This window comes from Cryobacterium sp. BB736, from assembly GCF_014980265.1.
Classification (GTDB): Bacteria; Actinomycetota; Actinomycetes; order Actinomycetales; family Microbacteriaceae; genus Terrimesophilobacter.
Map to the genome: position 1 here is coordinate 1019977 of NZ_JABXWQ010000001.1, position 24127 is coordinate 1044103.

At 67.3% G+C, this 24127-nt stretch carries 22 protein-coding genes; 13 read left to right on the forward strand and 9 right to left on the reverse strand.

Translation table 11 applies throughout. The features are described from left to right. Positions 1–224: 224 nt before the first annotated feature. From recQ to IRG63_RS04995, 9 genes are all read left to right on the forward strand, one after another. The gene (recQ, locus tag IRG63_RS04955) at positions 225–2030 is read left to right on the forward strand and encodes a DNA helicase RecQ (protein ID WP_168626094.1); all 1806 of its coding nucleotides are present in this window, start codon (positions 225–227) and stop codon (positions 2028–2030) included. A 50-nt stretch (positions 2031–2080) separates the two neighbouring features. Then, positions 2081–2659, forward strand: a complete 579-nt coding sequence (locus IRG63_RS04960) for a hypothetical protein (RefSeq protein WP_193509379.1) — start codon at positions 2081–2083, stop codon at positions 2657–2659. Positions 2660–2848: 189 nt separating this feature from the next. Further along, complete coding sequence (locus IRG63_RS04965; RefSeq protein ID WP_193509380.1) at positions 2849–3985, forward strand: hypothetical protein; 1137 nt, start codon at positions 2849–2851, stop codon at positions 3983–3985. Next, the gene (locus tag IRG63_RS04970; protein WP_227411728.1) at positions 3982–4785 is read left to right on the forward strand and encodes a WecB/TagA/CpsF family glycosyltransferase; all 804 of its coding nucleotides are present in this window, start codon (positions 3982–3984) and stop codon (positions 4783–4785) included. The genes IRG63_RS04965 and IRG63_RS04970 overlap by 4 nt, the downstream gene beginning before the upstream one ends. Position 4786: 1 nt before the next feature. Next, positions 4787–6043, forward strand: a complete 1257-nt coding sequence (gene wecC, locus IRG63_RS04975; protein WP_168626097.1) for a UDP-N-acetyl-D-mannosamine dehydrogenase — start codon at positions 4787–4789, stop codon at positions 6041–6043. Positions 6044–6051: 8 nt separating this feature from the next. Then, a complete protein-coding gene (gene wecB, locus IRG63_RS04980) occupies positions 6052–7266 on the forward strand; it encodes a non-hydrolyzing UDP-N-acetylglucosamine 2-epimerase (protein ID WP_168626098.1) in 1215 nt (404 codons plus the stop codon). Next, positions 7267–8271 carry a right-handed parallel beta-helix repeat-containing protein gene (locus tag IRG63_RS04985; RefSeq protein ID WP_193509381.1) on the forward strand — a complete coding sequence of 335 codons (1005 nt, stop codon included), beginning with the start codon at positions 7267–7269 and terminating at the stop codon, positions 8269–8271. Between the two features lie 41 nt (positions 8272–8312). After that, complete coding sequence (locus IRG63_RS14035) at positions 8313–9455, forward strand: GNAT family N-acetyltransferase (RefSeq protein ID WP_193509382.1); 1143 nt, start codon at positions 8313–8315, stop codon at positions 9453–9455. Further along, the gene (locus tag IRG63_RS04995; protein WP_193509383.1) at positions 9416–10543 is read left to right on the forward strand and encodes a glycosyltransferase family 4 protein; all 1128 of its coding nucleotides are present in this window, start codon (positions 9416–9418) and stop codon (positions 10541–10543) included. The genes IRG63_RS14035 and IRG63_RS04995 overlap by 40 nt, the downstream gene beginning before the upstream one ends. Here IRG63_RS04995 and IRG63_RS05000 read toward each other — a convergent pair. Continuing rightward, positions 10502–11407 carry a glycosyltransferase family 2 protein gene (locus IRG63_RS05000; protein ID WP_193509384.1) on the reverse strand — a complete coding sequence of 302 codons (906 nt, stop codon included), beginning with the start codon at positions 11405–11407 and terminating at the stop codon, positions 10502–10504. The genes IRG63_RS04995 and IRG63_RS05000 overlap by 42 nt on opposite strands. 68 nt (positions 11408–11475) lie before the next feature. Here IRG63_RS05000 and IRG63_RS05005 point away from each other — a divergent pair, with 68 nt between their 5' ends. Together IRG63_RS05005 and IRG63_RS05010 are read left to right on the forward strand one after the other, a co-directional pair. After that, positions 11476–12315, forward strand: a complete 840-nt coding sequence (locus tag IRG63_RS05005; protein ID WP_168626103.1) for a glycosyltransferase family 2 protein — start codon at positions 11476–11478, stop codon at positions 12313–12315. Further along, positions 12312–13481: a glycosyltransferase gene (locus IRG63_RS05010; RefSeq protein WP_168626104.1), complete on the forward strand. Its 1170-nt coding sequence runs from the start codon at positions 12312–12314 to the stop codon at positions 13479–13481. The genes IRG63_RS05005 and IRG63_RS05010 overlap by 4 nt, the downstream gene beginning before the upstream one ends. A 3-nt stretch (positions 13482–13484) precedes the next feature. Here IRG63_RS05010 and IRG63_RS05015 read toward each other — a convergent pair whose 3' ends face one another. Then, on the reverse strand, positions 13485–14126 hold the full coding sequence (locus IRG63_RS05015) for a hypothetical protein (protein ID WP_168626105.1): 642 nt from the start codon (positions 14124–14126) through the stop codon (positions 13485–13487). A 96-nt stretch (positions 14127–14222) separates the two neighbouring features. Here IRG63_RS05015 and IRG63_RS05020 point away from each other — a divergent pair, with 96 nt between their 5' ends. Then, complete coding sequence (locus IRG63_RS05020) at positions 14223–15017, forward strand: hypothetical protein (RefSeq protein ID WP_193509385.1); 795 nt, start codon at positions 14223–14225, stop codon at positions 15015–15017. Between the two features lie 101 nt (positions 15018–15118). After that, entirely contained in the window at positions 15119–16405 is a 1287-nt protein-coding gene (locus IRG63_RS14040) for an O-antigen ligase family protein (RefSeq protein ID WP_168626107.1), read from the forward strand. Here the strand turns inward: IRG63_RS14040 and IRG63_RS05030 are convergent. From IRG63_RS05030 to IRG63_RS05060, 7 genes are read right to left on the reverse strand one after another with little or no spacing between them, the layout of a single operon-like run. Next, the gene (locus IRG63_RS05030) at positions 16371–17870 is read right to left on the reverse strand and encodes a lipopolysaccharide biosynthesis protein (protein WP_168626108.1); all 1500 of its coding nucleotides are present in this window, start codon (positions 17868–17870) and stop codon (positions 16371–16373) included. The genes IRG63_RS14040 and IRG63_RS05030 overlap by 35 nt on opposite strands. A gap of 1 nt (position 17871) precedes the next feature. Continuing rightward, positions 17872–18981: a DegT/DnrJ/EryC1/StrS family aminotransferase gene (locus tag IRG63_RS05035; protein ID WP_193509386.1), complete on the reverse strand. Its 1110-nt coding sequence runs from the start codon at positions 18979–18981 to the stop codon at positions 17872–17874. Beyond that, positions 18978–20222, reverse strand: a complete 1245-nt coding sequence (locus IRG63_RS05040) for a glycosyltransferase family 4 protein (protein ID WP_193509387.1) — start codon at positions 20220–20222, stop codon at positions 18978–18980. The genes IRG63_RS05035 and IRG63_RS05040 overlap by 4 nt, the downstream gene beginning before the upstream one ends. Further along, the gene (locus IRG63_RS05045) at positions 20219–20902 is read right to left on the reverse strand and encodes a NeuD/PglB/VioB family sugar acetyltransferase (protein ID WP_168626111.1); all 684 of its coding nucleotides are present in this window, start codon (positions 20900–20902) and stop codon (positions 20219–20221) included. The genes IRG63_RS05040 and IRG63_RS05045 overlap by 4 nt, the downstream gene beginning before the upstream one ends. After that, positions 20895–22046 carry a DegT/DnrJ/EryC1/StrS aminotransferase family protein gene (locus tag IRG63_RS05050; RefSeq protein WP_193509388.1) on the reverse strand — a complete coding sequence of 384 codons (1152 nt, stop codon included), beginning with the start codon at positions 22044–22046 and terminating at the stop codon, positions 20895–20897. Before IRG63_RS05050 ends, IRG63_RS05045 begins: the two co-directional genes overlap by 8 nt. Continuing rightward, positions 22043–23065, reverse strand: a complete 1023-nt coding sequence (locus IRG63_RS05055) for a dTDP-glucose 4,6-dehydratase (RefSeq protein WP_193509389.1) — start codon at positions 23063–23065, stop codon at positions 22043–22045. The genes IRG63_RS05050 and IRG63_RS05055 overlap by 4 nt, the downstream gene beginning before the upstream one ends. Next, entirely contained in the window at positions 23062–24126 is a 1065-nt protein-coding gene (locus tag IRG63_RS05060) for a Gfo/Idh/MocA family protein (RefSeq protein ID WP_193509390.1), read from the reverse strand. The genes IRG63_RS05055 and IRG63_RS05060 overlap by 4 nt, the downstream gene beginning before the upstream one ends. Position 24127: the final 1 nt, after the last annotated feature.

Sequence of the window (24127 nt, forward strand, 5' to 3'; positions counted from 1 at the left end):
GCGCCAGTCGCGGGGAACGAATCGGTGGCCCCATCCCCCTTGGAGGTCGCAGATGTTCCCGCTGACTCAAACCCGTGGCCATCGCCGCTCGCTCATCGCAAATAGCTGACTCTCATCTCCCCCAGCGGGCAACCGCACCGGGAGTCGACGACTTCGCGTGCTGCGCGGCGATGGCCACGGGCCCTGAACGGATGCGCATCAGCGGTCCGGTCTAGCCTTGAAGCATGACCCCGGCGCTCTCTGTCCTCGAGAAGACGTTCGGCTATGACGCCTTCCGGGGGCAGCAGGCGGACATCATCAGCCACGTCGTCGGCGGCGGCGACGCGGTCGTGCTCATGCCCACCGGCGGCGGCAAGTCGCTGTGCTATCAGATCCCGTCGCTCGTGCGTGATGGCACCGGTGTGGTCATCTCGCCGCTGATCGCGCTCATGCAGGACCAGGTCGACGCGCTCGAGGCGGTCGGAGTGCGTGCGGCGTTCCTCAACTCGACGCAGGGTCCGGATGAGCGCGCCCGCGTCGAGGCGGCTTTCGTCGCGGGTGAGCTCGACTTGCTCTACCTCGCCCCTGAGCGCCTCACCATGGGCCCCACCCAGAACCTGCTCGACCGCGGCCGCATCGCGCTGTTCGCGATCGACGAGGCGCACTGTGTCTCGCAGTGGGGCCACGACTTCCGTCCCGACTACCTCTCCCTGTCGATGCTGCACGAGCGCTGGCCGTCGGTGCCGCGCATCGCACTCACCGCGACCGCGACGCGCGCGACGCACGAGGACATCACCAAGCGTCTGCAGCTGCAGTCTGCCCGGCACTTCGTCGCGAGCTTCGACCGCCCCAACATCCAGTACCGGATCGTGCAGAAGGAGCAGCCGCAGAAGCAGCTGCTCGAGTTCCTCCGCACAGAGCACGACGGCGACGCGGGCATCGTCTACTGCCTGTCGCGGGCATCCGTCGAGAAGACAGCGCAGTTCCTCACTGAACAGGGCATCCCCGCGCTGCCGTACCACGCGGGCCTCGACTCGCGCATCCGGTCGGCGAATCAGGCCCGCTTCCTGCGTGAGGACGGCATCGTGATGGTCGCCACCATCGCTTTCGGGATGGGCATCGACAAGCCCGACGTGCGCTTCGTCGCCCACCTCGACCTGCCGAAGAGCGTCGAGGGTTACTACCAGGAGACCGGCCGCGCCGGCCGTGACGGCCTGCCCTCCACCGCTTGGCTCACCTACGGACTGCAGGATGTCATGCAGCAGCGGCGCATGATCGACACGTCAGAGGGCGACGCGGCGCACAAGCGGCGGATGTCACAGCACCTCGACGCGATGCTCGCCCTGTGCGAGACCGTCGAGTGCCGGCGGGTGCAACTGCTCGCCTACTTCGGGCAGGAGTCGACCCGGTGCGGCAACTGCGACACCTGCATCGAGCCGCCAGAGTCCTGGGACGGCACCGTCCCGGCCCAGAAGCTCCTGTCGACGGTGGTGCGCCTGCAGCGCGAGCGCAACCAGCGGTTCGGCGCCGGGCACATCATCGACATCCTGCTCGGCAAGCAGACCCCCAGGGTCGACGCTCAGGGCCACGACTCGCTCAGCACCTTCGGGATCGGCGGCGAGCTGAGCGAACAGGAGTGGCGCGGCGTCGTCCGGCAGCTGCTGGCGCAGGGGCTGCTCGCGGTTCAGGGCAGCGACAATTACCCGACGCTCGGGATCACGGATTCCAGTGGTGCGGTGCTCTCCGGCTCGCGTCCCGTTCGGTTGCGTCGCGAACTGCCGCGAGCGAAGACCCGCAGCAGTCGACGAGTTGCCCCCGGCGCCGCCCTGCCCGAGGGTGCCCAGCCGCTGTTCGAGTTGTTGCGCGGCTGGCGGGCCGAGCAGGCCAAGGAACAGGGCGTCCCCGCCTACGTCATCTTCCACGATGCGACGCTGCGTGAAATTGCGACAGTGCGCCCGGCATCCCTCAGCCAACTCGGCACCATCACCGGCGTCGGCGCCGCCAAGCTCGAGCGGTACGGCGAGCAGCTGCTCCAGGTGCTCGCCGACTAGGCCTGCACTCGGGGCTAGAGAACGGCGGCGGTCGGGCCTACTGTTTGTCCATGGCACGCAGGCGCAGGCTGGTGATCGTGATCGGTGCCGTGCTTGCCATGCTCGTTGTCGGCGCGGTCGTCGCCTTCACCATCGCGGGCGGGGGACCGGCCGGCAACTCGGATGCGGCCGATGAGACACCGACGTCGATCCCAGGTCAAGAGGTGGACAACACCAACCCACCCGGCGACGCTCCGACCAGCCTGCCTCTTCCGCCCACCGACGATGACCCCCTCGTCACCCGCCCGCTCCCGAAATCCGGGGCGGCCGAGGGTGAACTCGTCCCCGGCTTCCCCTCCGACTTGCTACCCACTCCCGCCGGCGCGACGGTGATCAGCAGCTCCGTCGCCACCGAGGGTGATCACATGCAGGCCGGCGTGGCCGCGACCTCCACGCTGACCCCCGGCGAGGTGGTCGCGTTCTATCGGGCCGCCTACGCATCGCTCGGCCTCACCGATCGCCCGACGAACGCCATTCCCGGGTCCAGCGCGTACGCGTTCTCCCGCGGCGACAACACGATCACGCTCACCGTCACGCCCGCGGAATCCGGCAGCGCCTTCTCCCTGTTCGGCGCGTTCCGCGCAGGCTGACCCGTTCCACCCATTTGCCACCCGTTCGGGGGTCAGTGACTCGCGAATCGACGCGCTACCCTCCTACATACGTAACGCAAACGAGGGGCATCGCCGACAGTGACGTTGGCATAAGCCATCGTCGTGGAGCGCTCATCAGGGAGACGACGCTCCGCTCATCCGAGTACCTGTAGACCCGAAATGCAGGCTATGTTCAGTGACCCGATTTACTCCGGTCTACCCGACTGGACGCCCACCGCGGAGCGCGCCAGCGCGCTGATTCCGCTGGCCACTACCGGCCTGGCGGCCGCCTACCTGGCTGCAACCGCAGAATTCGCTCAGACCCTGCGGCTGCGACTCCCGGACGGACCGGTACAGCGCGAGGGGACCAACCTCCGCTACGCGGCGATCGCGGCGCTTGGCCTTTCCCGCGCCGGGGCCGCGCGCAGCGACCTCGTGCTCCGCGGCAAGCCCCTCGACAGCTTCACCCGCACCATCGTCGACCGCGCCGGGAACGGCGCCGAGTCCGGCGCGGTCGCACTGGCGGCGTGGGCGGTGGCGGAGGTGCTCGGCGAGCCGAGCCGCTCCCTCCTCGACCGGATGCGTGAGCTGCTGACGGCCGACCGGCCCATCCCCGTTGTTGACACAGCCTGGATGCTCACCGCCGCCGTCGCCTCGGACGACTCGGAACTCGCCGCGCTTGCGCGCGACGCGCTGCTGGGGGCACAGGGCGGCGACGGCATCTTCCCGCACGCCATCCCGGCGGCCTCACTGGGCCGATGGCGTGCCCATGTCGGCTGCTTCGCCGACCAGATCTATCCCATTCAGGCGTTGGCCCGCTTCGCGGCGCAATTCAACGACGCCGAGGCGCTGGCGGCGGCGAACCGCACCGCCGCCAGGATCTGCGAGGTGCAGGGATCCGCCGGTCAGTGGTGGTGGCATTACGACGCGCGCGATGGATCCGTCGTGGAGCAGTATCCGGTGTACAGCGTCCACCAGCACGGGATGGCGCCGATGGCGCTGTTCGATCTCGCCGCGGCTGGGGGAGTCGACCACCTGGACGCGATCGACCTTGGCTTCCGCTGGCTGACCACTCGCCCGGAGACGACCGAGCCGCTGATCTCCGGACGCCATTCGCTCATCTGGCGGAAGGTCGGCCGGAGGGAACCACCGAAGTTCGTCCGCAAGGCGTCGGCCGTCACCACCTCTGTGCGCCCCGGGTGGCGACTTCCGGCCAGAGACACGCTGTTCCCACCGGGACCCATCGATCACGAGTGCCGACCGTACGAACTGGGTTGGCTGCTCTACGCGTGGGCGTCGCAGCCAATCGCGAAGGAGACACCATGACCGACGCCAGCTACCAGCTCGGCATCCGCCAGCCGCTCTATGGGTTGCTGGTGAATGCCATGACCATGGAGCAGGTGCTTGAGGAGGCCGCCCAGCACGCCGCGGACCGGAGCCGATTCCTGATCGGCGTGGTCAACGCAGCCAAGATCGTCAAGCTGCGCAAGGACGCGCTGCTGCGTGAATCGCTGCTGGTTCCGGACGTCGTCCTGGCCGACGGTCAGGCCGTGGTGTGGGCAAGTCGACTGCTGGGCCACCCGCTGCCGGAGCGGGTCGCGGGCATCGACCTGTTCGAGCGGTTGCTGGCTCTCGCCGACGATGAACGTCGCTCGGTGTACTTCCTCGGCGCGCGGCAGGAAGTACTGGAGGCCATGGTCGAACGCGTGCGATCCAGGTACCCGAAGCTGGTCATCGCCGGCTACCGAGACGGCTACTTCCCAAGCGATGAATCCGCTGCTGTCGCCGCCGCGATCGAAGCTACAGGAGCCGACATGCTGTTCCTCGGCATGACGACGCCGAAGAAGGAGATCTTCCTCGCCGAGCATGGCGAATCGCTCGGCGTGCCGATCCAGCACGGCGTTGGGGGCTCCTTCGACATCCTCGCCGGGATCACCAAACGGGCCCCGGAGCGCTGGCAGCGGATGGGCCTCGAGTGGGCCTACCGCCTGCTACAGGAACCGCGCCGATTGTTCGCGCGCTACGCATCCACCAACGCCGCCTTCATCGCGCTGACGGTGCGGGAACGCTTCCGCCCCACCGCGCCCTACCGGCTCACCGGCGCGTCAGCGGAACAGGAGGACTGAGATGGACGAGCCGTTCTCCGGTCGCGTCGCGATTCTCGGGCTGGGCTACATCGGCCTGCCGACCGCGGTCGCCCTTGCCACCCGCGGCATCGAGGTCATCGGCGTCGACATCAACGAGGAGACGGTCAAGGCGGTGTCCGAAGGGCACGTGCCCTTCGTCGAGCCGGATCTGGCGATCGGCGTGAGTGGCGCCGTGAGCGTCGGACGTCTCACCGCCACCACGACCGTGCCGGAGGCGGATGCCTTCATCATCGCGGTGCCGACCCCGTTCCTGGGCGACAAGACCGCCGACCTGTCGGCCATTCAGGCGGCGGCCACCCAGGTCGCGCCGAAGCTGAAGCCAGGCGATCTGGTCGTGCTCGAGTCCACCTCGCCGCCCGGCACGACCGAACAGGTCAGCCGGTGGATCGGCGAACTGCGGCCCGACCTGAAGATGCCGCACGACACCGAGGGAGTGCCGGACATCTGTGTCGCCCACTGCCCGGAGCGGGTCCTTCCCGGTCGCATCATGATCGAGATCGTCACCAACGACCGAGTCATCGGCGGCGTCACCCGGCGCTGCGCGGAACGCGCGGCCAGTCTCTACCGGGTGTTCACGCACGGCGACATCCTGACGACGGATGCCGCGAGTGCCGAAATGGCGAAGCTGGTGGAGAACTCCTATCGTGACGTCAACATCGCGTTCGCCAACGAGCTCTCCCTGATCAGCGATCGGCTGAAGCTCGACGTCTGGGAGATCATCCGGCTCGCCAACCACCACCCGCGCGTCAACATCCTCACGCCCGGCCCGGGTGTCGGTGGGCACTGCATCGCCGTCGATCCGTGGTTCATCGTCGGTGTCGCGCCCGATCTTGCGAGGCTCGTGCGGGTCGCGCGTGAGGTGAACGACTCCAAGCCGCACCATGTTGCGCGGCAGGTGCTCGAACGCGCCTCCAGGTTCCGGGACCCGACGATCGCGTGCCTCGGCCTCACGTTCAAGGCCAATGTCGACGACATGCGGGAGAGTCCGGCCGTCGACGTCGTGACCGCGATCGCCGACGCGGACCCGGATGTCGACATCCGGGTCGTCGAACCGTTCAGCAACTCCCTGCCACCCGCGCTCGAAGGACGCGCCCGGGTGCGCATGCAGCCGACGGGCGAGGCTATCGATGACGCCGACATTGTCGTGCTCCTGGTCGATCACGACCAGTTCAAGGCGATCCCGCGGTCGCGGCTCGAGGGACGCGTGGTGTTCGACACCCGCGGGGCATGGCGCTGAGGGATGCCATGCGCAAGGTCCTCGTGGTTTACGGAACGCGTCCTGAGGCGATCAAGCTCGCGCCGGTAGTGCACGCGCTCGCCGCGTCCGACCACCTGAGCCCGGTGGTCGCGGTCACCGGCCAGCACCGCTCGATGCTCGACCAGGTGAACTCCCTGTTCGGGATCGAACCGCACTACGACCTCGACCTCATCCGGGATCGCCCGAATCTGGCTGGCATCACCTCCGGCGTGCTGACCGGCCTGGAACCGATCATCGCCAAGGAGCACCCGGACCTGGTGATCGTGCAGGGGGACACCACGACGGTGTTCGCCGCCGCGCTCGCGGCCTTCTACGCCCAGGTTCCGGTCGCACACGTCGAGGCCGGGCTGCGCACCGGGGAACGCTACAACCCCTATCCGGAGGAGATCAACAGGCACCTCACCACCTCTCTGGCGTCCCTGCACTTCGCTCCAACCCGCACCTCGCGCGCGAACCTGCTGGCAGAGGGCGTGCGGGACTTCGACATCCACGTCACCGGCAACACGGTGATCGACGCACTGCTGGATATCGCTGCGCGCGGCCTGCCGAGCACGGATGCGTCCCTTGCGCGTCTGAATGGGGCCAGCCGGGTCATCTCGGTGACCAGCCATCGTCGCGAGAACTGGGGCGAGCCGATGGCGCGCACCGGGCGGGCGCTCGCCAGGCTGGCACGGCAGTACCCGGACACCCTGGTGGTGCTGCCAGCGCACATGAACCCGATCGTGCGCGAGTCGTTGCTGCCGCCGCTGAAGGGTCTCGACAACGTGCTGGTGACCGAGCCGCTGGACTACGTGGACATGGTGAACACTCTCGCCGCGTCGCACATCGTCATCACCGACAGCGGCGGCATCCAGGAGGAGGCGCCCAGCCTGGGCAAGCCCGTGCTCGTCCTCCGCGACACGACGGAGAGACCCGAAGCCGTCGATGCCGGCACGGTGCGGCTGATCGGAACCGATGAGGACCGCATCGTCAGCGAGGTCGGCCGACTGATGAGTGACCCGGATGCCCACCTCCAGATGGCGCGCGCCGTCAACCCGTACGGCGATGGGCACGCATCCGCCCGCATTGTCGCCGCGATCGAGCACTTCTTCGGGCAGGGCGCCCGCCCGGAGCCGTTTGTGGCGGCGCCGGCCGCCCGCGGACCAGCGCACGCGCGTGTGGCAACAGCCGAGTACGAGGCGATAGAGACCCGGGTGTTCTGAATGAGTCGACACGCTGGAGGGCAGGATGCTGCTGCCACGCGCAAGACGGTGAAGCTCGCGGCGACAGTCGGCGCCGCGAGCGCGGTGGTGGCCGGCCTGGTGGCGTTGCCGATGCTGACCGGAGGGCGCACCGGCGGGGACCGCGCGCCCAATCCCAACCCCACCCCTGAACCATCCGCATCACGTGAGGTGACCATGCCAGCCAGCCCGTTCGCAGGCGCGGCGAACACCGGCCCGCTGGCCGCCGGCTTCAATCCGACCCAGCCCTACACCGGCCCGATGACCATCACCCAATCGGGCACCGTCATCCGGGACAAGGTGATTCCGGCCGGCCTGCGCGTGGAAGCGGACAATGTCACCATCCAGGGCAACCTCATCACCGGGCCGACGGATCCGGACTGGGACCAGGCGGCACTGCACGTCGAGGGTCGAAACGTGGAGATCATCGACAATGAGATCCGCGGCGAATCGGCAACCGACTGGCGGATGACGCCGGTGAACGGGGTGAAGCTCGTCGGCGACGGCGTCGACTTCAGTCGCAACAACGTGCACCAGATCGCAGGAGACGGCGTAAGCCTTTATGGGGCAGGAGCGAATGTCGTAGGGAACTGGGTGCACGACTTCGTGCTGCGCGACGGTGGAGTGCACTATGACGGCCTGCACTACCCGCTGGACTCCCTGGCAGGGGCAGGACTGATCAAGGACAACACCGTCGAGCTGTGGATCACCGACTCCGCCGACAGCGGCATGACGGCGGCGATCGCGATTCCCGACTCATCGCCGGGCCTGGTGGTCGAGCACAACCTCATCGCGGGAGGCAATTACGCCCTGATGGGCGGGGGAGCCGGCGCCGTGTTTCAAGGCAACGCGTTCTGGACCAAGTTCTCCTCCAAAGTCGGCTACTTCGGTGCCGTGGCGTATGTGGGTGATCACGGAACTGTGGAGTGGACGGGAAACGCCTACAGCGACGATGGCGCCACAACTAAGGGCTCGGTGCGCCCGTGACTGTCGAGCCGGCTCACAAGCCGCTGGAGACGATTGTGTCCGTGGCGAAGTCCCGTGACGAGGTGGAAGCGCTTCGCCCGCTGTGGGAGAGCCTGCCCATTCGGAATCTTGACGCAGACATTGACTACTTCCTCACCGTCGTGTCGCATCACCCGTGGGTGATCAGCCCCTATGTCGTGCGCGTACAACCGCCCGCTCGCGACCCGATGCTGGTCGTTGCGCGCCTCGAGCGTCACGAGTTCCCGGTAGCCGTCGGGTATCGAACCCTGGTGCGGCCACGCCTGCGCACTGCTGTCATCTCGTTCGACGGATTCCTCGGGGCCGCGACGCCCGAGGATTTGGCCCTATGCGTCGACGCCCTCCAGCAGTCCCTTCGGCGACGCGATGCGGACGCGATCATGTTCCAGAAACTGGAAAGCGGCACGGACGCGCAGCGAGCGGTGCTCGATCGAGCGGGGGCCATCACCCGGGTGCGTGGAATCCAGCCGATGACGCGTTGGCTTGTCGACGTGCCGGACACAATGGATGCTTTCATGTCGCGACGTTCGTCCTCATCACGGCAGCGGATCCGCACCGACAACCGCCGCCTGCTCAGGAAATACGCAGAGGTTCGCGTCGAGCGTCTTCATGAGCGCGACGTTGAATTCATGCTCGAGGAGTTGGAGAGGGTCTCGAGCAAGGCCTACCAACGCGCTCTGGGTGTTGGCGGGACCAACACCGCGCTCGGCCGGGAGCTGATCGCGACCTGCCACCGGAAGGGCTGGCTGCGCGCGTGGATGCTCTACCTGGATGGCGCGCCAGTCGCTTTCTGGCTGGGCAGCCTGCAGGGCGGAATCTTCTCAATCGACTCGCCGGCGTTCGACCCGGACTACACCAAGGACAGCGTCGGGATGTACGCCATGTACGCGATGGTCGAGGACCTGTGCGCTGACCCGCTGGTCACGGTGCTCGATTTCGGGCACGGCGATGCTGAGTACAAGCGCCGCTGGGCGAACCGCACAACCACCCTGCGTGACGAAACGTTCGTCGCAGCCAGGCCGCTGCCCGTGCTCACCGCGCTCCTGCTCAGCGGGCTTTACTCGGCTCGCGCGTTTGCCTACCGCACAGCGCGGGACACCCGGTTCGGCGCGGGATTGCGGCGTGCATGGCGTTCGCGACTGACGACGAAGAGCTCGGGAACCTGAGCATGCCGACCGAATCGCGTCGCCGGGTGAACGTGTTGTTCCGGTCCGAGATCGACATTGACGACTGGCGCGCCGCGAACGCACGGGGTGAGCGGCCGGATGCCACCCCGTACGGCCTCCACCGAATCGCCGAACACGGTTTCGATGTGGCATGGGACCCGGCGTTTCCGGTCTCCACGCTGCACAAGCTCGCCGTGCTCGCACCCCAGCCGGCTCGCTCGGGCGGTGACGCGCTGTCGCTTGCCTGGGATGAGCACACTGCGCTCCGGATGCAGGCTGCCAACCGGCCGGGACCGCAAGCGTGTGGCGTGATCTGGGCGACCGACGGTCTGGGGGATCCGAGCATCCGTGGACGCCTGCAGCTTGCTGTCATGCGCCGGGTGCTGCGCCGGATGACGTTGCTGTGGTGCCTGAGCCGGGCCCAGCTGGCACCGCTGGCCGATTGGCTCGAGGTTGACCCGGCCGGCATCCGGTTCATCCGGTTCGGGATTGACACCGATTTCTTCACCCCGGGGTCGCCGCCGGCGACGCCGATGATCCTCAGCCTCGGCAATGACCAGGATCGCGACCCGCAAACGCTGTTGCGGGCATTCTCGCTCGTTCGCGCGCGCTTGCCCGACGTTCAGCTTCGACTGCAGTCCAAGGCAGATTTCGCTCTTCCCGAGGGTGCGACGCGCGTGCCTCACCTGCCGCATGCGGCGCTACGCGATGAGTATGCCCGCGCCAGTGTTGTCGCGGTTGCCACCAGGCCGAACCTGCACGTCTCTGGGATGACCACCGTGCTCGAGGGCATGGCCTCGGCACGTCCGGTCGTCCTCAGCGACACGCCAGGCGCCGCCGACTACGTCGCTGATGACCACTGGGGATATCGCGCGGCGCCCGGCGACCCCCAGAGCCTTGCGGAGGCGATGATCAAGGCACTCGATCCCGAGACCGGCGCCCGCCTTGGCGCGGCGGGACGGCGCGCGGCCGAGGAAGGCTTTTCGTCGCGGCACATGGTCGCGGCTTTGGCAGCGGCGCTGCACGAGACCATCGATCGATCCCCGTCAGTCGCCCGGCTGCGCCACGACACCGCGCCTACCGAGTAGTGCCCACAACGCCGCGCGGTGCACCCGACTGCGGCAGCGCAACAACTCTCCCGCTGTCACAGCGAGCCAGAACATCGCACTTCGCAGCGCACCGTGCCTGGAGCGGTACAGCTTCACGCGGTTGCGCGTCAGCAGGGCGAAGAGCGCGGGCGCTTCGTGCGACTCGCCTTCCAGGTGAACGACCTGCGCCGCCGGTGTGTATCGGATGACGAAGCCGGCGTCCCGGGCGCGCAGCGCGTAGTCGGTCTCCTCCGAGTACAGGAAGTAGGTCTCGTCCCATTCGCCCACCGCTGATGCGCACTCGCGTGAGATGAGCATCGCGGCCCCTGTGGCCCAGTCCACGGTCCGCTCAATTCGGTAGGCGTCCTCGTGTCGCTCCACCTCGCCAAGGTGATGGAACCTGCCTGCTCGGTTACCGCCGAGCAGTGCCTCCCCCCACGCGCGCAGCACTGTGGGGTCGCGGCGAATCGAGTACCGCACCCCACCGGTGCGGTCGACGAGGCGGGGGACGACGATGCCGGATCCGCCGGAGGCGAGCGTGTCGGCCATGATCTGCACCGCATCAGGGTCGAGCCGGAGGTCGGGGTTGAGAACAAGGTAGGCGTCGCAATCTTCCGCCCGCCTGATGCCCGCGTTCACGCCCGCGGCATAGCCGGCGTTCCGTCCAGTCGAGACCAGCACCGCGCTCGGCATCACCCGATGCACCACCTCGAGTGTTGCATCCGCCGATTCGTTGTCGACCACGATGACCTGGAGCTCACCGTTGAAGCGAGACGCCTGAACGGAGGTGAGGAACTCGGCGATGACCGACGCGCTGTTCCAGGTGACAGTGATCACCGCGATTCGCTGTGCGGTGTGCGTCAACGCCGCCCCCTCGCCCCAGGTGAGCAAACGTCCTGGTTCGAGCAGGAGCCTATCGCTATGCTTCGAGCATGTCACCGGGAGGACGGTACGCAACTGTCGTCATCCCCGCGCACAATGAGGAGCGCGGCCTGCGGCGCCTGCTGCCGTCGCTGACGAGCGGGGCGGTTCACACACCGCGAGTTCTGGTGATCTGCAACGGTTGCACGGATGGCAGCGCGACAGAGGCCACTCGTCATGGCCCGGCCGTCGAGCTGGTGGAACTCGTCGAGGCGTCGAAGGCCGCAGCCCTCAAGGCCGGAGGTGAGCGGGTAACCGACTTCCCCGTGGCGTTCGTCGATGCCGACGTTGACATCGATGCTGCGAGTGTTGCCGCGCTTGCCGCGGCCCTGGACGAGCCTGGGGTGCTCGCGGTCGGCCCGGCGCGCCTGCTCGACCGTGTTGGTGTCTCGCTCCCCGCACGCTGGTACTACGACGTGTGGGAGCGCCTGCCTGCGGTGCGATCCGGACTGTTCGGGCGTGGTGTGATCATGCTGTCCGAGGAGGGCTACCGGCGTGTGGCCGCCCTTCCGGAATTCATCTCGGATGATCTCGCGTATTCGGAAGCGTTCCACCCTTCCGAACGCCAGATTGTCGATGCCGCAGTGGTCAGGATCTGGCCGGCGCGTACGTGGCGGGCCCTCTTGCTGCGCCGGGTGCGCGTTGTCCAGGGCAACAGGCAGCTGAGCGATGCGGGTGCGCGCTCTGATGCTGCAGTGACGAGCCCTCGTGACCTGATGGCCATTGCGGGACGCGAGCCGCGGCTCCTGCTGCCGGTGGCGCTTTTCGCGGTAACCGCGCTGATCGCACGGCAGCGAGCGCGGCGCCACAAGGTCGAATGGACGCGGGACGAGACGAGTCGCGCCGGATGACCAGGGAACCCAGGGAGATGGGCGGCCAAGCCGAGTCGCCCGAGCTGGTTGTCATCGCGTCGGGCACATCGTGGGACGACAATTGGCTCTCGGAGAAACACCTCGCCCTTCACCTCTCCAAGCATGTGCCGGTCCTGTTCGTCGACCCGGCAGTGTCCATCCTCACGCCTCTGAAGAAGCCCGCTTTGCGAGCGTCGACCCGCGGCCCTCGGCTTCGTCGCATCGGCGAAGGGCTGTACCGACTCACTCCGCTGACGGTCCCCGGGATCGGTCGCCCTGGACTGCGCGAAGTCGGCGAGTGGGTGACCCGACGCGCGATCGCCCGAGCAGTCAAGCGACTGGGCGGTGCCCGAGCGCTCATCGTCGGGTCGCTGGACCGCGTGTTCGACTCGGGTGCCGCTGGCCTCAAGGTGCTCTACGGCACTGACGACTGGACCACCGGCGGCGGCCTGATGAACATCTCAACGACCTGGTTGCGTCGCCGGGAGCAGGAACAGCTTGACGCCGCCGACGTTGTGGTGGCGGTCTCGGACCAGCTCGCCGAGCGCTGGGCGGCACCCGGTCGTCGGATTGTCGTCATCCCGAATGGCTGCGACACCGAGATGTTCGCGAATGTCGACTCCGCCCCCCTCCCAGACGAGGTGACCTTGCCGGATCCGATCGCGGGGTTCATCGGCCACCTGTCGGAGCGCATCGATCTTGACATGCTCGAGAAGGTCGCGGATGCCGGTGTGTCCCTCCTTCTTGTCGGCCCGCGCCAGCTGACGTTCGATGTCGCCCGGGTGTCCGACCTCCTGTCACGGCCGAACGTGCAGTGGATCGGCGCTCAGCCGTTCGAGAGGCTGCCGTCGTTCATGCGCCGCATCTCTGTCGGACTCACTCCCTACACGGATAGCGAGTTCAACCGCAGCAGCGATCCACTCAAGACGCTCGAGTATCTCGCCGCGGGTCGGCCAGCCGTGGTCAGCGACCTGCCGAGCGTACGTCGCATCCCGAGCGGTCTGGTCACGGTCGCAACGGATGCCGCAGACTTCGCCGCCAAGACACTGGAGGTTATCGGGTCGCGGCCAGATCCGGTTGTCGTGCTCGATAGGCAGCGCTTCGCGCGCGAGCAGAGCTGGGCCGCGCGAGCGGAGGCATTCCTTGCCTTGATCGGCTCGGATTGAGGGTCAGCGGGAGCGGCCAGGCTTACGTCGGGGCCGCCCCAGCGTCCCGAGCACTGCAAGGGTGGCAAGAAGTCCGGCGAGCGCGGTCAGACCAACCCCTCGCACCGTGTTTCCGCCGACTTCGCTGAGCTGTGGTTCCGAAGGGACCAATTGAGTGCGCACCCGAGAAGCAACGTCCAGCTGCTGCTCGTCTTGGAACTCGTCAATCGTGTCCTGCACGGTGTCGAGGGCGTGTTCCATCTGCGCACGCGCCCCATCCGGAGTATTTGCGACGGCCTGCACTTCGAGCACGGGGTCTTCGAAGCGGTACTCCCACTGGCTGCCTACGCTGGGTTGTCGAACCAGGTAGCCCTCACGGTACCCCTCGCCGACGATGGTCACCCTGTCGCTGACGTCACTGGCGTCGCCGCCGGAGCCCTGAACCGACGCGGCGACGGCTCCCGCGAGATCGATCAGGGACCGAGGAGCATCCGAGTACGCGTTCTGCACAGCGGATTCGGGGGGCAACAGGACGACGCTCGCTTGCGCGAAATAGACCGGCGGCGCCTGCATTACCCAGACGATTGCAACGCCGGTCAAGGCCAGGCCGGCAAGCGTGACGTACCACCTGCGAACCGCAATAGTGAGCAGATCCCATAACGTCATCAGCCGGCACCTCTCGTGACCGCGCTCTTTGTAGACCGTAGCGTAGAGTATGGCCAGTCCTCACGCCAAGTGACCGAGGGGCACAACGTGGACCTAGTGGAAATCTTCCGCGCAGTTGGACGACGTTGGTATGTGCTTTTCGCGGGCCTGGTTCTGACGGCTGGCGCCTGCGTTCTCATTTTCCGCGTCGTCCCTGTCACCTACGACATCACCTCTTCCGTGTTGCTGCTGCCGCCGTCGGTGCAGGAGGACGCGCAGGGCGAGCGGCAGATCGTCAACCCGTTCCTGAACCTCGGCGGCCTCGATGTTGCGGCCGGGGTGCTGGTGAAGGCGCTGACCGATTCGGCATCGGAGGAGCAGATAGTCCCGGAGGATTCGACGACCGAATACACGGTGGAGAAGGATGCCGGCGTTTCGGGTTCAGTCCTTCAGATCACGGTCAGCGCCGAATCGCCAGAGGTGGCCGTGGAGACGCTGAATCAGGTTCTCGACCTGGCTGAGGTCAGACTCGAGGAGTTGCAGGATCAGATCAACGCCGCGGAGAGATCCCAGGTCCGCCTCATGGTCGTTACTGACAACTCTGTGGCCGAGCCCAACTACTCGACGCTGATTCGCACGCTTATTGTCGTTGCGGGTGGCGGTCTGGCGGTCACGCTGCTCCTGGCGGTCGCTATCGACACGGCCGTTCGACGGAGACGGACGCGTGCTGAGGTGCCGGCGACACAGCCTGTGACCGTTTCACCCGCGGCGGCAGCGACAAAAGACGCGTCACCGCGGCCGCCGATGCCTGGGCGCCCGTCACCTCCGTTGGTTGATCAGTTCCTGGATGGCCGCGCTGGCAACGGTGGCCCCAGCAGCAAGCAGACCCGACCCGAGCGAAAGCCTGGGTAGCCGTGACCGGAGTGCTGCCGCGGAGGACCGGTGAGTCGCGGTGGGCGGCATGGCAGCGTCGGTGGTCATCCCAGAAGGTGTTCGCCCCGCATGGTCGAGGCGTGGACGCTGCCGGCGTTCTCTCGATCTATGTCGCGGTGCTCATGTTCATCCCGGCGAATCTCACCATCCCCGCTCTTGGCTCAGTGGGCACGCCCGCCCTGATCCTGGGCCTGGGCGCGTTGTTCTTGTGGATTGGCACACAACTGAGTCGATCGACTTCCACCCTCTCGTTCGGCCAACCTGTGCGGCGGGCAATGACGTTCTTCGCTATTGCGGTGCTGCTGAGCTACGCCGCGGCCATGTCGCGTCCGCTAGAGCTGACTGAGTTGGCAGCATCCGACCGCGGCCTGTTCCTACTGGGCTCGATCCTCGGTGTCGTGCTCCTCACGGCTGACGGGGTGACCGGGATTGACCGCCTCGAGCGCCCGATGCGGGTTCTCGTGTTCGCGGCGGCAGTCGTGGCCACGCTGGGCATTGCGCAGTTCGTGACGGGACTGCCGATCATCAACGTCATTGAGATTCCGGGCCTCGCCCCGAATTCCGACCTGACCAGCATCTATAACCGTGACGGTTTCGTCCGGGCAGCGGGAACATCGACGCACCCCATCGAGTTCGGCGTGGTCCTCGCCATGAGCCTCCCGATCGCGTTGCACTTCGCATTCAACGACACGCACAAGCACGCTCTTGTGCGCTGGTACCCGATTCTCGTCATAGCCCTCGCCATTCCCATCACAATCTCGCGGTCGGCAATCGTCGCGGTCGCCATCGTGCTGCTCTTCCTGATGCCGACCTGGCCGCGCGCAAGGCAGTGGACCGCGGGGGTGCTGATCGTGGGGCTGATGGCGGCCGTCTACGTCGCGATCCCGGGAATGCTCGGCACGATCATCCGGCTGTTCTCCGGAATCGGTGAGGACGGCAGCGCCCTCTCGCGCACGGACAGTTACGCCATCGCGTTCGACTTCTTCCTACGCAATCCCGTGTTCGGTCGCGGATTCTCGACCTTCCTGCCGCAGTACCGGATCCTCGACAACCAGTACCTGGGGTTGCTCATCGAAATCGGGATAGTGGGGACCATCGCCCTCGTCGTGCTGTTCTTCGTTGCCATCGCGACAGCGCTCTCGCGCCGTCACCGCACGACGGACGAACGCGCGCGAAGCCTCGCCCTGTCGCTCGCGGCGATGGCTGCGGCGGGTGCCTGCAGCTTCGCCACCTTTGATGCCCTCGGTTTCCCACAGGTCGCCGGACTCATGTTCCTGTCCATCGGACTCATCGGCGGGCTTTCGAACACGATTGCGCGAAGGGCGCACGTGCTCACTCCGCAGGATCGCGTCCGCTTCCGGGAGTGACATCGGCCAGCATCAGCTCTCGGACAACGCGCGTGAATCGCGGTGCGACGGCCAGTGCGTAGACGGCGAGTCCGATCAGCCCGCCCGTTGCCAGCAGCCAAAAGCCCTCCGGCAACCACTGTTTGACGAGCAAGCCCGACAGAGCGACTGCGACGCAGCCGACAGCTGGCAACGCCAGGTCGCGCACCAGCGGCCAGATTCTGACGTCTTCACGATGCAACAGGAGTGCGGCGCCCGGAAGAACCACCACGATTACGACGAGCGCGTGAGCGAGGGCCACCCCCTGAATGCCCAGCCACTGCGCCCCGACAATGAGCACCGGAATCAGCACGATCAGCCAGATGGCGTGCAACCAGGCATTTCCGACCGACTTCCCGACGGCGGCCAGGTAGTCGTACGCCAGCTCGACGATGAGCCGGCCCAGGCTCAGGACCACCAGCGCGGGCACCGCGACCGCCGACGGCTCCCACCGGTCGCCGTAAAGGAATGTCACCAGTTCCGTCGCGTACACGGCCAGCAGCACGCACATCAGGCCGGCAAGCCCGAGCACCAGGTACTGCGCGCTGCGGTAACCGGCCGGGCCGTCGCCGCTCTGATGCAGTCGTGCGAACGCCGGTGTTGTCACACGTCGGACCACCGACGACACCAGCATCATCGGCCACGCGCTGAGGTTGAATGCCAGCAGGTAGAACCCGAGCTGCTCGGTACCGAGTAGGCGACCGACAACGATGAAGTCGACGTTGACGAGCGCCAAGAGCAGCAGGCTCGCACCGGCGAGCGGAAGCCCGAACCGGAGCACCTCGCCGGCAGCCTGCCGGTTGAAGCCTGGCCACACCTTCTGGGGTGCGAACAGAATCGAGAGGATGCCTGTCACCAGGTTTCCGATGACTGCGCCCCAGGCAAGGCTCCACGCGCCGTAGCCAGCGATCGCGAGCACAATAGTGATCGGAGTGCTGATCACGAAGGCCGCCGCGTCGATTTGCATCCGTCGTGCCTGCATGAACGCTCGCGTGAGCAGTGCGACGGGCACCGATGTCGCGCCGTCGATGAGCACCGCAACGCTCATTAGCTGCACAACTCCTGCGGCCTCCGGCACCCCCATCGCGGCCGCGAACGGTCCCGCGGCGATCAGGCTCAGTGCGAACAGTGCGGCACTGGACACGATCGACAGGGTCGCAACGGTGGGTGCGATCCGTTCGATTGGCCCCTCGTGGCGCACGAGTGCGACGCTGACTCCAAGTTCATTGGCGCTCAGCAGCAGATTCAGGGCGACGAGCGCGACCGCGTACACCCCGAAGTCCTCCGGGGCGACAATGCGCGCGATGACGATCCCGGCCAGGAACGAGCCCAGCCGCGCCACGAGCGTGTTGACGAAACTCCAGAGGAGCCCGCTGCGAATCTGTGTCTTCAGCGCCGGGGCGCTGGATTCCGGCGTCGGCACGGGGTCACCGAATGGAGCAGACACGTCACACCAGCGAACGCAGGGCCTCGGCCACCTTGACCTGCTGCTGCTCGGTGAGCTGCGGGAACATCGGCAGCGACAGCAGCTCGCCGGCGGCGCGCTCGGCGACGGGGAAGTCACCTGGCGCGTAGCCGAGCGACCGGAAGGCGCCGGTCAGGTGAACGGGTGTCGGGTAGTGCAGGCTGGCGCCGATGCCCGCATCCCGCAGGCCAGCGAGAATCCGGTCCCGGTCCTGGACGCGGATGGCGTAGATGTGCCAAACGGGGAGGTTGCCCTCGAGCACGGTGGGTGTCCGAACACCGGGCAGGTCGGACAGCAGTTCGTCGTAGCGCTTAGCCGCTTCACGCCGTGCTTCGTTCCAGCCCTCCAGGCGGGCGAGCTTCGCGCGCAGCACGATCGCCTGGATCGCATCCAGCCGGGAGTTGAATCCGACCTCGTCATGCACGTACTTGACGCTGCTGCCGTGGTCGGCGATGCGGCGGACGCGACGGGCGAGTCCGTCATCGTCGGTGAGCACAGCGCCGGCATCCCCCGCTGCGCCCAGGTTCTTGCCCGGATAGAAGCTGGTCGCCGCGATGGTGCCCAGCGAGCCCGCCGCGCGGCCGTGCCGCCGGGCACCCTGCGACTGGGCGGCGTCCTCGATGATGGTCGGCGCCGTGTCAGAGAATTGTTCGACGGGTGCAGTCTGGCCGTAGAGATGCACCGGAATGATCGCGGCCGTTCGCGGCGTCACCGCCCCGGCCGCTGCGCCCGGGTCGAGCAGCAGGGTGTCATCGTCGACATCGGCGAGCCGGACGGTCGCGCCGGCGCGCGCGACGGCCTCGGCCGTCGCAATGAAGGTGTTGGCCGGCACGACGACCTCGTGGTCCTTGCCGATGTCGAGCGCGCGCAGAGCCAACTCGATGGCATCGGTGCCGTTGCCCACGCCAACGCAATTGCGGACCTCGCAGTAGACGGCGTACTCCGCTTCGAAGGCGGCGACCTGCGGGCCACCGATGAACTCGGCCCGGGAGATGGCGTCGAGGAGCGGCTCGCGGATGTCGTCGATGACCTCGGCGTGCTGCAGCTGCAGATCCAGGAACGGTACGGCGGTGGCGGCGGTGACGGTACTCACGATGCGCGGCTTCCCCTCAGAGTTGGTTGCATTCGGCTGATGGTGTTGAAATCGTCTGACGGCACCCCGCCGAGGCGGCGCCGCACCTTGCGGGCGAGGTCGTAGCCGAGGACCGAAAGGTACGCCGGAACCAGCGTCACCTTCCTGCCCAAGCGGGTCTGCTCGCCCTCGATCGCCGAGCGATACAGCTCCAGAACTCGATCGGTCGCGGCCTCGAGCCCGTAGTTCGAGACAACGAGGTCTCGCGAGAACTCGCCAAGGTCGGCACGACGCCCTGGGTTCGCAAGCAGCTCGCGGAGGGCTCGCTCGAGGGTCACCGCTCCGTCGCCGCCATTGCCGATGCCGTACCAGCCGTCCCGCTCGAACTGGGAGGCGCTCGCCGGCTCGAGAAGTTTCCAGAAGCCGCGCTCCCCCTGCACGATGAGCGGCTTGCCGAACGCCATCGACCGCAGGGCGGAGCCACCCATGCCGAGCGCGATGTCGGCCGCGTCGTAGAGGCCACTCGGATCGGCGAGGTTGCCGGTCAGTTGCACGGCCGTCGTCCCGGCTACCGCATTCACGCGTGCGGCGGCGGCCTCCAGCTCATCGCGCGCCGGTCCGTCCCCGGCGATCACCAGCCGGATGGGGAACTCCGCGACCAGCTCCCCGACCGCGCGGATCGCCGCATGCACGCCCTCGAGCTTCAGCTCGGGCACCAGCCGGCAGACCATGGAGACCACGAGGGTGTCCGGCTCGATACCCAACTGCTCCTTGGAACGCTGCGGGTCTCGCGGGCGGTCCCGCTCTGTATCGACCGGCGGGACAAGCAGGCTCACGTTCGGTCCGCGGTGGCGCTCGGCGGCCAGGATGCTTCGAGTGCCGACCGTCACCGGCAGCGAAGCCGGGATGAACGGCGCGACCGCCATCGACATGACCGTGCCGACCACCGGAACGCTGCGAAAGGCGAGCGGGCCGAACGCCGCCTCGACGGCCGGGGGCCATTCGAACGCGTGGACGACATCCGCCCTGAACGTGCTCACCAGGCGGGTCAGCCGCCGCATGACGGCGAAGGACGGGCGGATGCGGGCCAGCGGCGCGGGTTCATAGCGCACCCCGCTCGCGGTGAGGGTGTCGACGAGTCGGCCGGGCGGGCCGAAGACGAGCACGTCATGTCCGCGATTCTGCAGAGCCGCGGCGATATCGATCGCGTTGCCCTGGCTTCCGCCCTGCTCCATCGAGTGCGGGTAGACGATGATCCTCACCGCGCGACTTCCTCGCTGGGGGCTTCCTCGCCGTAACCCTCCTTGCTCGAGCCCCTGAGGAGGGTCGCGGGAACGCCGACCCAGGTCTCGTGGGCGGGAAGGGAGCGGGTCAGCACCGCACCCATCCCCAGCACGGAATAGGCGCCGACGCGGGTCTCCTCGCGAACCGAGGCGTTCATGCCGACGTAAGCGCCTTCGCCGATCCACGCGTGACCGCCGAGTGAGACACCGGCGCAGAGGGTGGCGAATGATTCGATGATGCCGTCGTGGGTCAGCGTGACGTTCGGCATCACGACAACGTGCCGGCCGATAGAGACGTTGGTCGTCAGCTCGACGCCGCCGAGAATGATCGACCCGACGCCGACCACACACGTCGGCGGCACATGCACTCGCGGGTCGACGACGGTGATGTAGTCGCCATCCGTGCGCCCCTGTTCTTCGAGCCGCGCGGCCATGCTGGCCCGCGCGGCACCCTTCCCAGCGCAGAGCAGCAGCCGCGCGCTCGGGTACCGGCTGGCGTCCACGATGGACCCAAGCACGACGAGCCCGTCAAAGTGCAGCCCGGTGCGCGTCGCATCATCGTCGAGACATCCGATCACGGTGTGCTCGCCGACCCGACGCAGGATCTCCAGCGCCTCGCGCGCCAGCCCGCTCGCCGCGACCAGGATGACGTCAGCCACTGTGCACCGCCGTAACGGGGGCCATCACCGCGTCGATCACGATGTCCTGCTCGCTTTCGGTGAGTTGGTGATAGAGCGGGAGAATGAGCGTCCTGTCGGTCAGACGCTCTGTCGCCGGCAGCGGAACGCGCACCGAAGCGCTGTGGGCGTACGGCGGTTGGCGGTGTGCCGCCATGATGCCTCGCCGAGCGGAGACTTCGGCGTCGGCGAGATTCTCGAGCAACCGCTCGCGATCGAGCGGGTACTCGTCGCCGATCTCGATCCACAGCGACTGGAAATTGCCGGCGCCATGCGCAGGGTCCTCGACTACTCGGATGCCGGGAACCTCACCGAGCGCCTCCCGATACCGGGCCGCGAGCTCGCGGCGCCGGAACACGAGCTCCTGCAGCTTGCCGAGCTGCACGATGCCGACGGCGGCCTGCAGGTCCGTCATCCGATAGTTGAAGCCGATCTCGTCGTAAACCTCAACGGGGGACACCAGCGCCGTGTGTCGCTCGGCGGCCGAGACGCTCATCGAGTGCTCACGAAGGCGGCGAGCACGCTCCGCCAAGTCCGCCCGCGATGTCGTGAGCATTCCACCCTCACCGGTGGTCAGGACCTTACGGGGATGGAATGACCAGGCCGTGAGTTCCGCTCCCGCGCCGACAGGGCGACCACGGTAACGCGATCCAGCCCCGCACGCGGCATCCTCAATGACGGTGATGCCGCGGGGGTCGCAGATGGCCCGAATCGGGTCGAGGTCCACCGGGACACCACCTTGATCCACAGCGATCACAGCGCGTGTGCGTTCGGTGATCAGCGGTGCGATGGTGTCGGCCGTGACGTTGCCTGTGGCCGGCTCGACGTCTGCGAAGACGGCCAGCGCTCCCACGTAGCTTGGTGCGTTGGCAGTCGCAATGAACGAAAACGACGGCACGACGACTTCGTCGCCGGCAGTCACACCGGCCACGACGAGTGCGAGGTGCAGTGCCGTCGTGCAGTTCGAGGTGGCGACCGCGTGCGGAGCCTGCATCGCCTCCGCGAAGAGGTGCTCGAAGCGGGCGACCTGCGGGCCCTGAGCCACCCAGCCACTCTCGATGACAGCCGCGACAGCCTCAATCTCCTCGTGCCCCAGCCAAGGCTTCATCACATTGATTCGGCTCATGGGACCGACACCTCGTTCCTGACCCAGTTGACCTCGGCGACCTGGGCGATCATCTCTTCCACCGGGCGGGTGCGGAACCAGTCGACGAGTTCCCGTACGCCATCGCCGAACGCCACCGAGGCCTCGAAGCCGACGAGGTGTCGCACGTGCCCAGCGTCTCCGATGAGGCGCCGCACGTCGCCCGGACGCGGGTCGCGATAGTGGGGGACAAGGTCGGGGCGCCCCGCCGCTTGGGCGACCGTGTGGCACAGCTCGGTGATGCTGATTTCTCGCCCCGAGCCCAGATTGATCGTCTGCCCTGTCGTGGAACTCGACTCACCGATCATCGCGAGCGCCCGAGCGGTATCGGAGACGTGCATGAAGTCGCGAGTCTGCTCCCCATCACCGAAGATGATCGGATTCTGGCCGGCCAGCACGCGCACGATGGTGCGCGGCAACACCTCCCCGCTGTCGCCTTCGAAATGACTGCGGGGACCGTAGGTGTTGAACGGCCGCACGACAACGGTGTCCATCCCGTAGGTTCGGAAGAAGGCGCGGGTGTTTGCCTCACCGGCGAGCTTGCCTGCGCCGTACACGGTCTCCGGCCATGTTGGGTGCCGTTCGTTCATGGGCGCGTACTGGGCGGTACCGAATACTTCGCTGGTGCTTGCGTAGACGAAGCGTCGCACGCCGGCTCGTTGGGCGTGAAGCAGCATCTGCAACGTCCCGGTGGCGTTGACATCGTGGTTCTCAACGGGATCGATCAGGCTGTGACGAACACCGAGACACGCGAGGTGGAAAACGATGTCAACCTCGGCGAGGCTACGGGCGCGGGCCGAATCATCACGGATGTCGCCGACGACCAGAGCGAATCGGGTATCCGCCTCCAGGTGTGCGAGGTTGGATCGCTTGCCGTTCTCGAGGTTGTCGAGAACGGTGACATGCTCGGCTCCACGGGCGAGCACGGTGTCCACCAGGTGGCTGCCTATGAACCCTGCCCCCCCGGTGACGAGCACGCGGGATCCGGCGAGTGCGGTCATGCGATGGCCTCCAGTTCGGGCGTGGTGAGAGTCAACGGAACAGCTGCCCCGGCGGCGCGGAGACTGACGGCGGCTGCATCGAGTACCGACAGCACGCGCATGCCGGAGTATCCGTCCGTCAGTGGTGGCCTGCCCTCTCGGATCGCGCCGGCGAACTCCGCGGCCATCAGGGAGAGCGCCTCCCCCTCCGGCAGCGCTGGCGACCAGGTGTCGCCGAGGCGGTACGACACCGTTGCCGCGGTGCGCTCCGCTGTGCCGGCTGATTGACGCTCGATGTCCACTCCGCGGTCGTAGATGCTCAGTCGCTGCTGAGGGTTGAGGTCGTCCCAGACCAGCGTGCGCTTGGTGCCGCCGATGACCATGTTGCGGATCTTGGTCGGGCTCAGCCAGTTAACGTGCACGTGCGCGATAGCGCCCTTGCCGAACGGAATGGTGAGGTAGCCGACGCAGGCCTTGCCTGCCCCGAGCGGGTCGGCGCCCTGCGCCGAAACGGAGTGCGGCCGCAGCCCGCCGGGGATGATGAAGTCGAGGATGGACAGGTCGTGCGGTGCGAGGTCCCAGAACACGTCGACGTCCGGCTGGATCAGGCCCAGGTTGATGCGCACCGAGTCGATGAACAGGATGTCGCCGAGCGCGCCGTCCGCCACGAGTTCGCGGATCTTCTGCACCGCCGGCGTGTAGCAATAGGTGTGGTCGGCCATCAGCACGAGTCCCCGCTCGGTGGCTTCCTTCACCATCAGGCCGCCCCGCTCGCGGTCGTCGGCGAGCGGCTTCTCGACAAGGACGTGCTTGCTCGCACCGAGGGCGGCGACGACCAAGGCATGGTGGGTGCGAGCGGGAGTGGCGATGGCAACCGCGTCGATCGAGGCATCCGCCCAGAGGTCCGCTACGTCCGTGAGCACCGGCACGCCACCTACCTGGTCGGCCACTCGCTGCGCGCGTGCGGCGTCGATGTCGCAGATCGCCGCAAGCTCCCACTGGTCGCTCGCCCGGAAGTTCCGGGCGAGGTTCGGTCCCCAGTAGCCCGCGCCGATCACGGCAATGCGGAGCTGCGCAGTCATA

What these genes read in the sequence shown, in the direction of transcription:
- recQ (WP_168626094.1), top strand. Translation starts at nt 225, where the DNA reads ATGACCCCGGCGCTCTCTGTCCTCGAGAAGACGTTCGGCTATGACGCC.
- IRG63_RS04960 (WP_193509379.1), top strand. Translation starts at nt 2,081, where the DNA reads ATGGCACGCAGGCGCAGGCTGGTGATCGTGATCGGTGCCGTGCTTGCC.
- IRG63_RS04965 (WP_193509380.1), top strand. Translation starts at nt 2,849, where the DNA reads ATGTTCAGTGACCCGATTTACTCCGGTCTACCCGACTGGACGCCCACC.
- IRG63_RS04970 (WP_227411728.1), top strand. Translation starts at nt 3,982, where the DNA reads ATGACCGACGCCAGCTACCAGCTCGGCATCCGCCAGCCGCTCTATGGG.
- wecC (WP_168626097.1), top strand. Translation starts at nt 4,787, where the DNA reads ATGGACGAGCCGTTCTCCGGTCGCGTCGCGATTCTCGGGCTGGGCTAC.
- wecB (WP_168626098.1), top strand. Translation starts at nt 6,052, where the DNA reads ATGCGCAAGGTCCTCGTGGTTTACGGAACGCGTCCTGAGGCGATCAAG.
- IRG63_RS04985 (WP_193509381.1), top strand. Translation starts at nt 7,267, where the DNA reads ATGAGTCGACACGCTGGAGGGCAGGATGCTGCTGCCACGCGCAAGACG.
- IRG63_RS04995 (WP_193509383.1), top strand. Translation starts at nt 9,416, where the DNA reads ATGGCGTTCGCGACTGACGACGAAGAGCTCGGGAACCTGAGCATGCCG.
- IRG63_RS05005 (WP_168626103.1), top strand. Translation starts at nt 11,476, where the DNA reads ATGTCACCGGGAGGACGGTACGCAACTGTCGTCATCCCCGCGCACAAT.
- IRG63_RS05010 (WP_168626104.1), top strand. Translation starts at nt 12,312, where the DNA reads ATGACCAGGGAACCCAGGGAGATGGGCGGCCAAGCCGAGTCGCCCGAG.
- IRG63_RS05015 (WP_168626105.1), bottom strand. Translation starts at nt 14,126, where the DNA reads ATGACGTTATGGGATCTGCTCACTATTGCGGTTCGCAGGTGGTACGTC.
- IRG63_RS05050 (WP_193509388.1), bottom strand. Translation starts at nt 22,046, where the DNA reads ATGAGCCGAATCAATGTGATGAAGCCTTGGCTGGGGCACGAGGAGATT.
- IRG63_RS05055 (WP_193509389.1), bottom strand. Translation starts at nt 23,065, where the DNA reads ATGACCGCACTCGCCGGATCCCGCGTGCTCGTCACCGGGGGGGCAGGG.
- IRG63_RS05060 (WP_193509390.1), bottom strand. Translation starts at nt 24,126, where the DNA reads ATGACTGCGCAGCTCCGCATTGCCGTGATCGGCGCGGGCTACTGGGGA.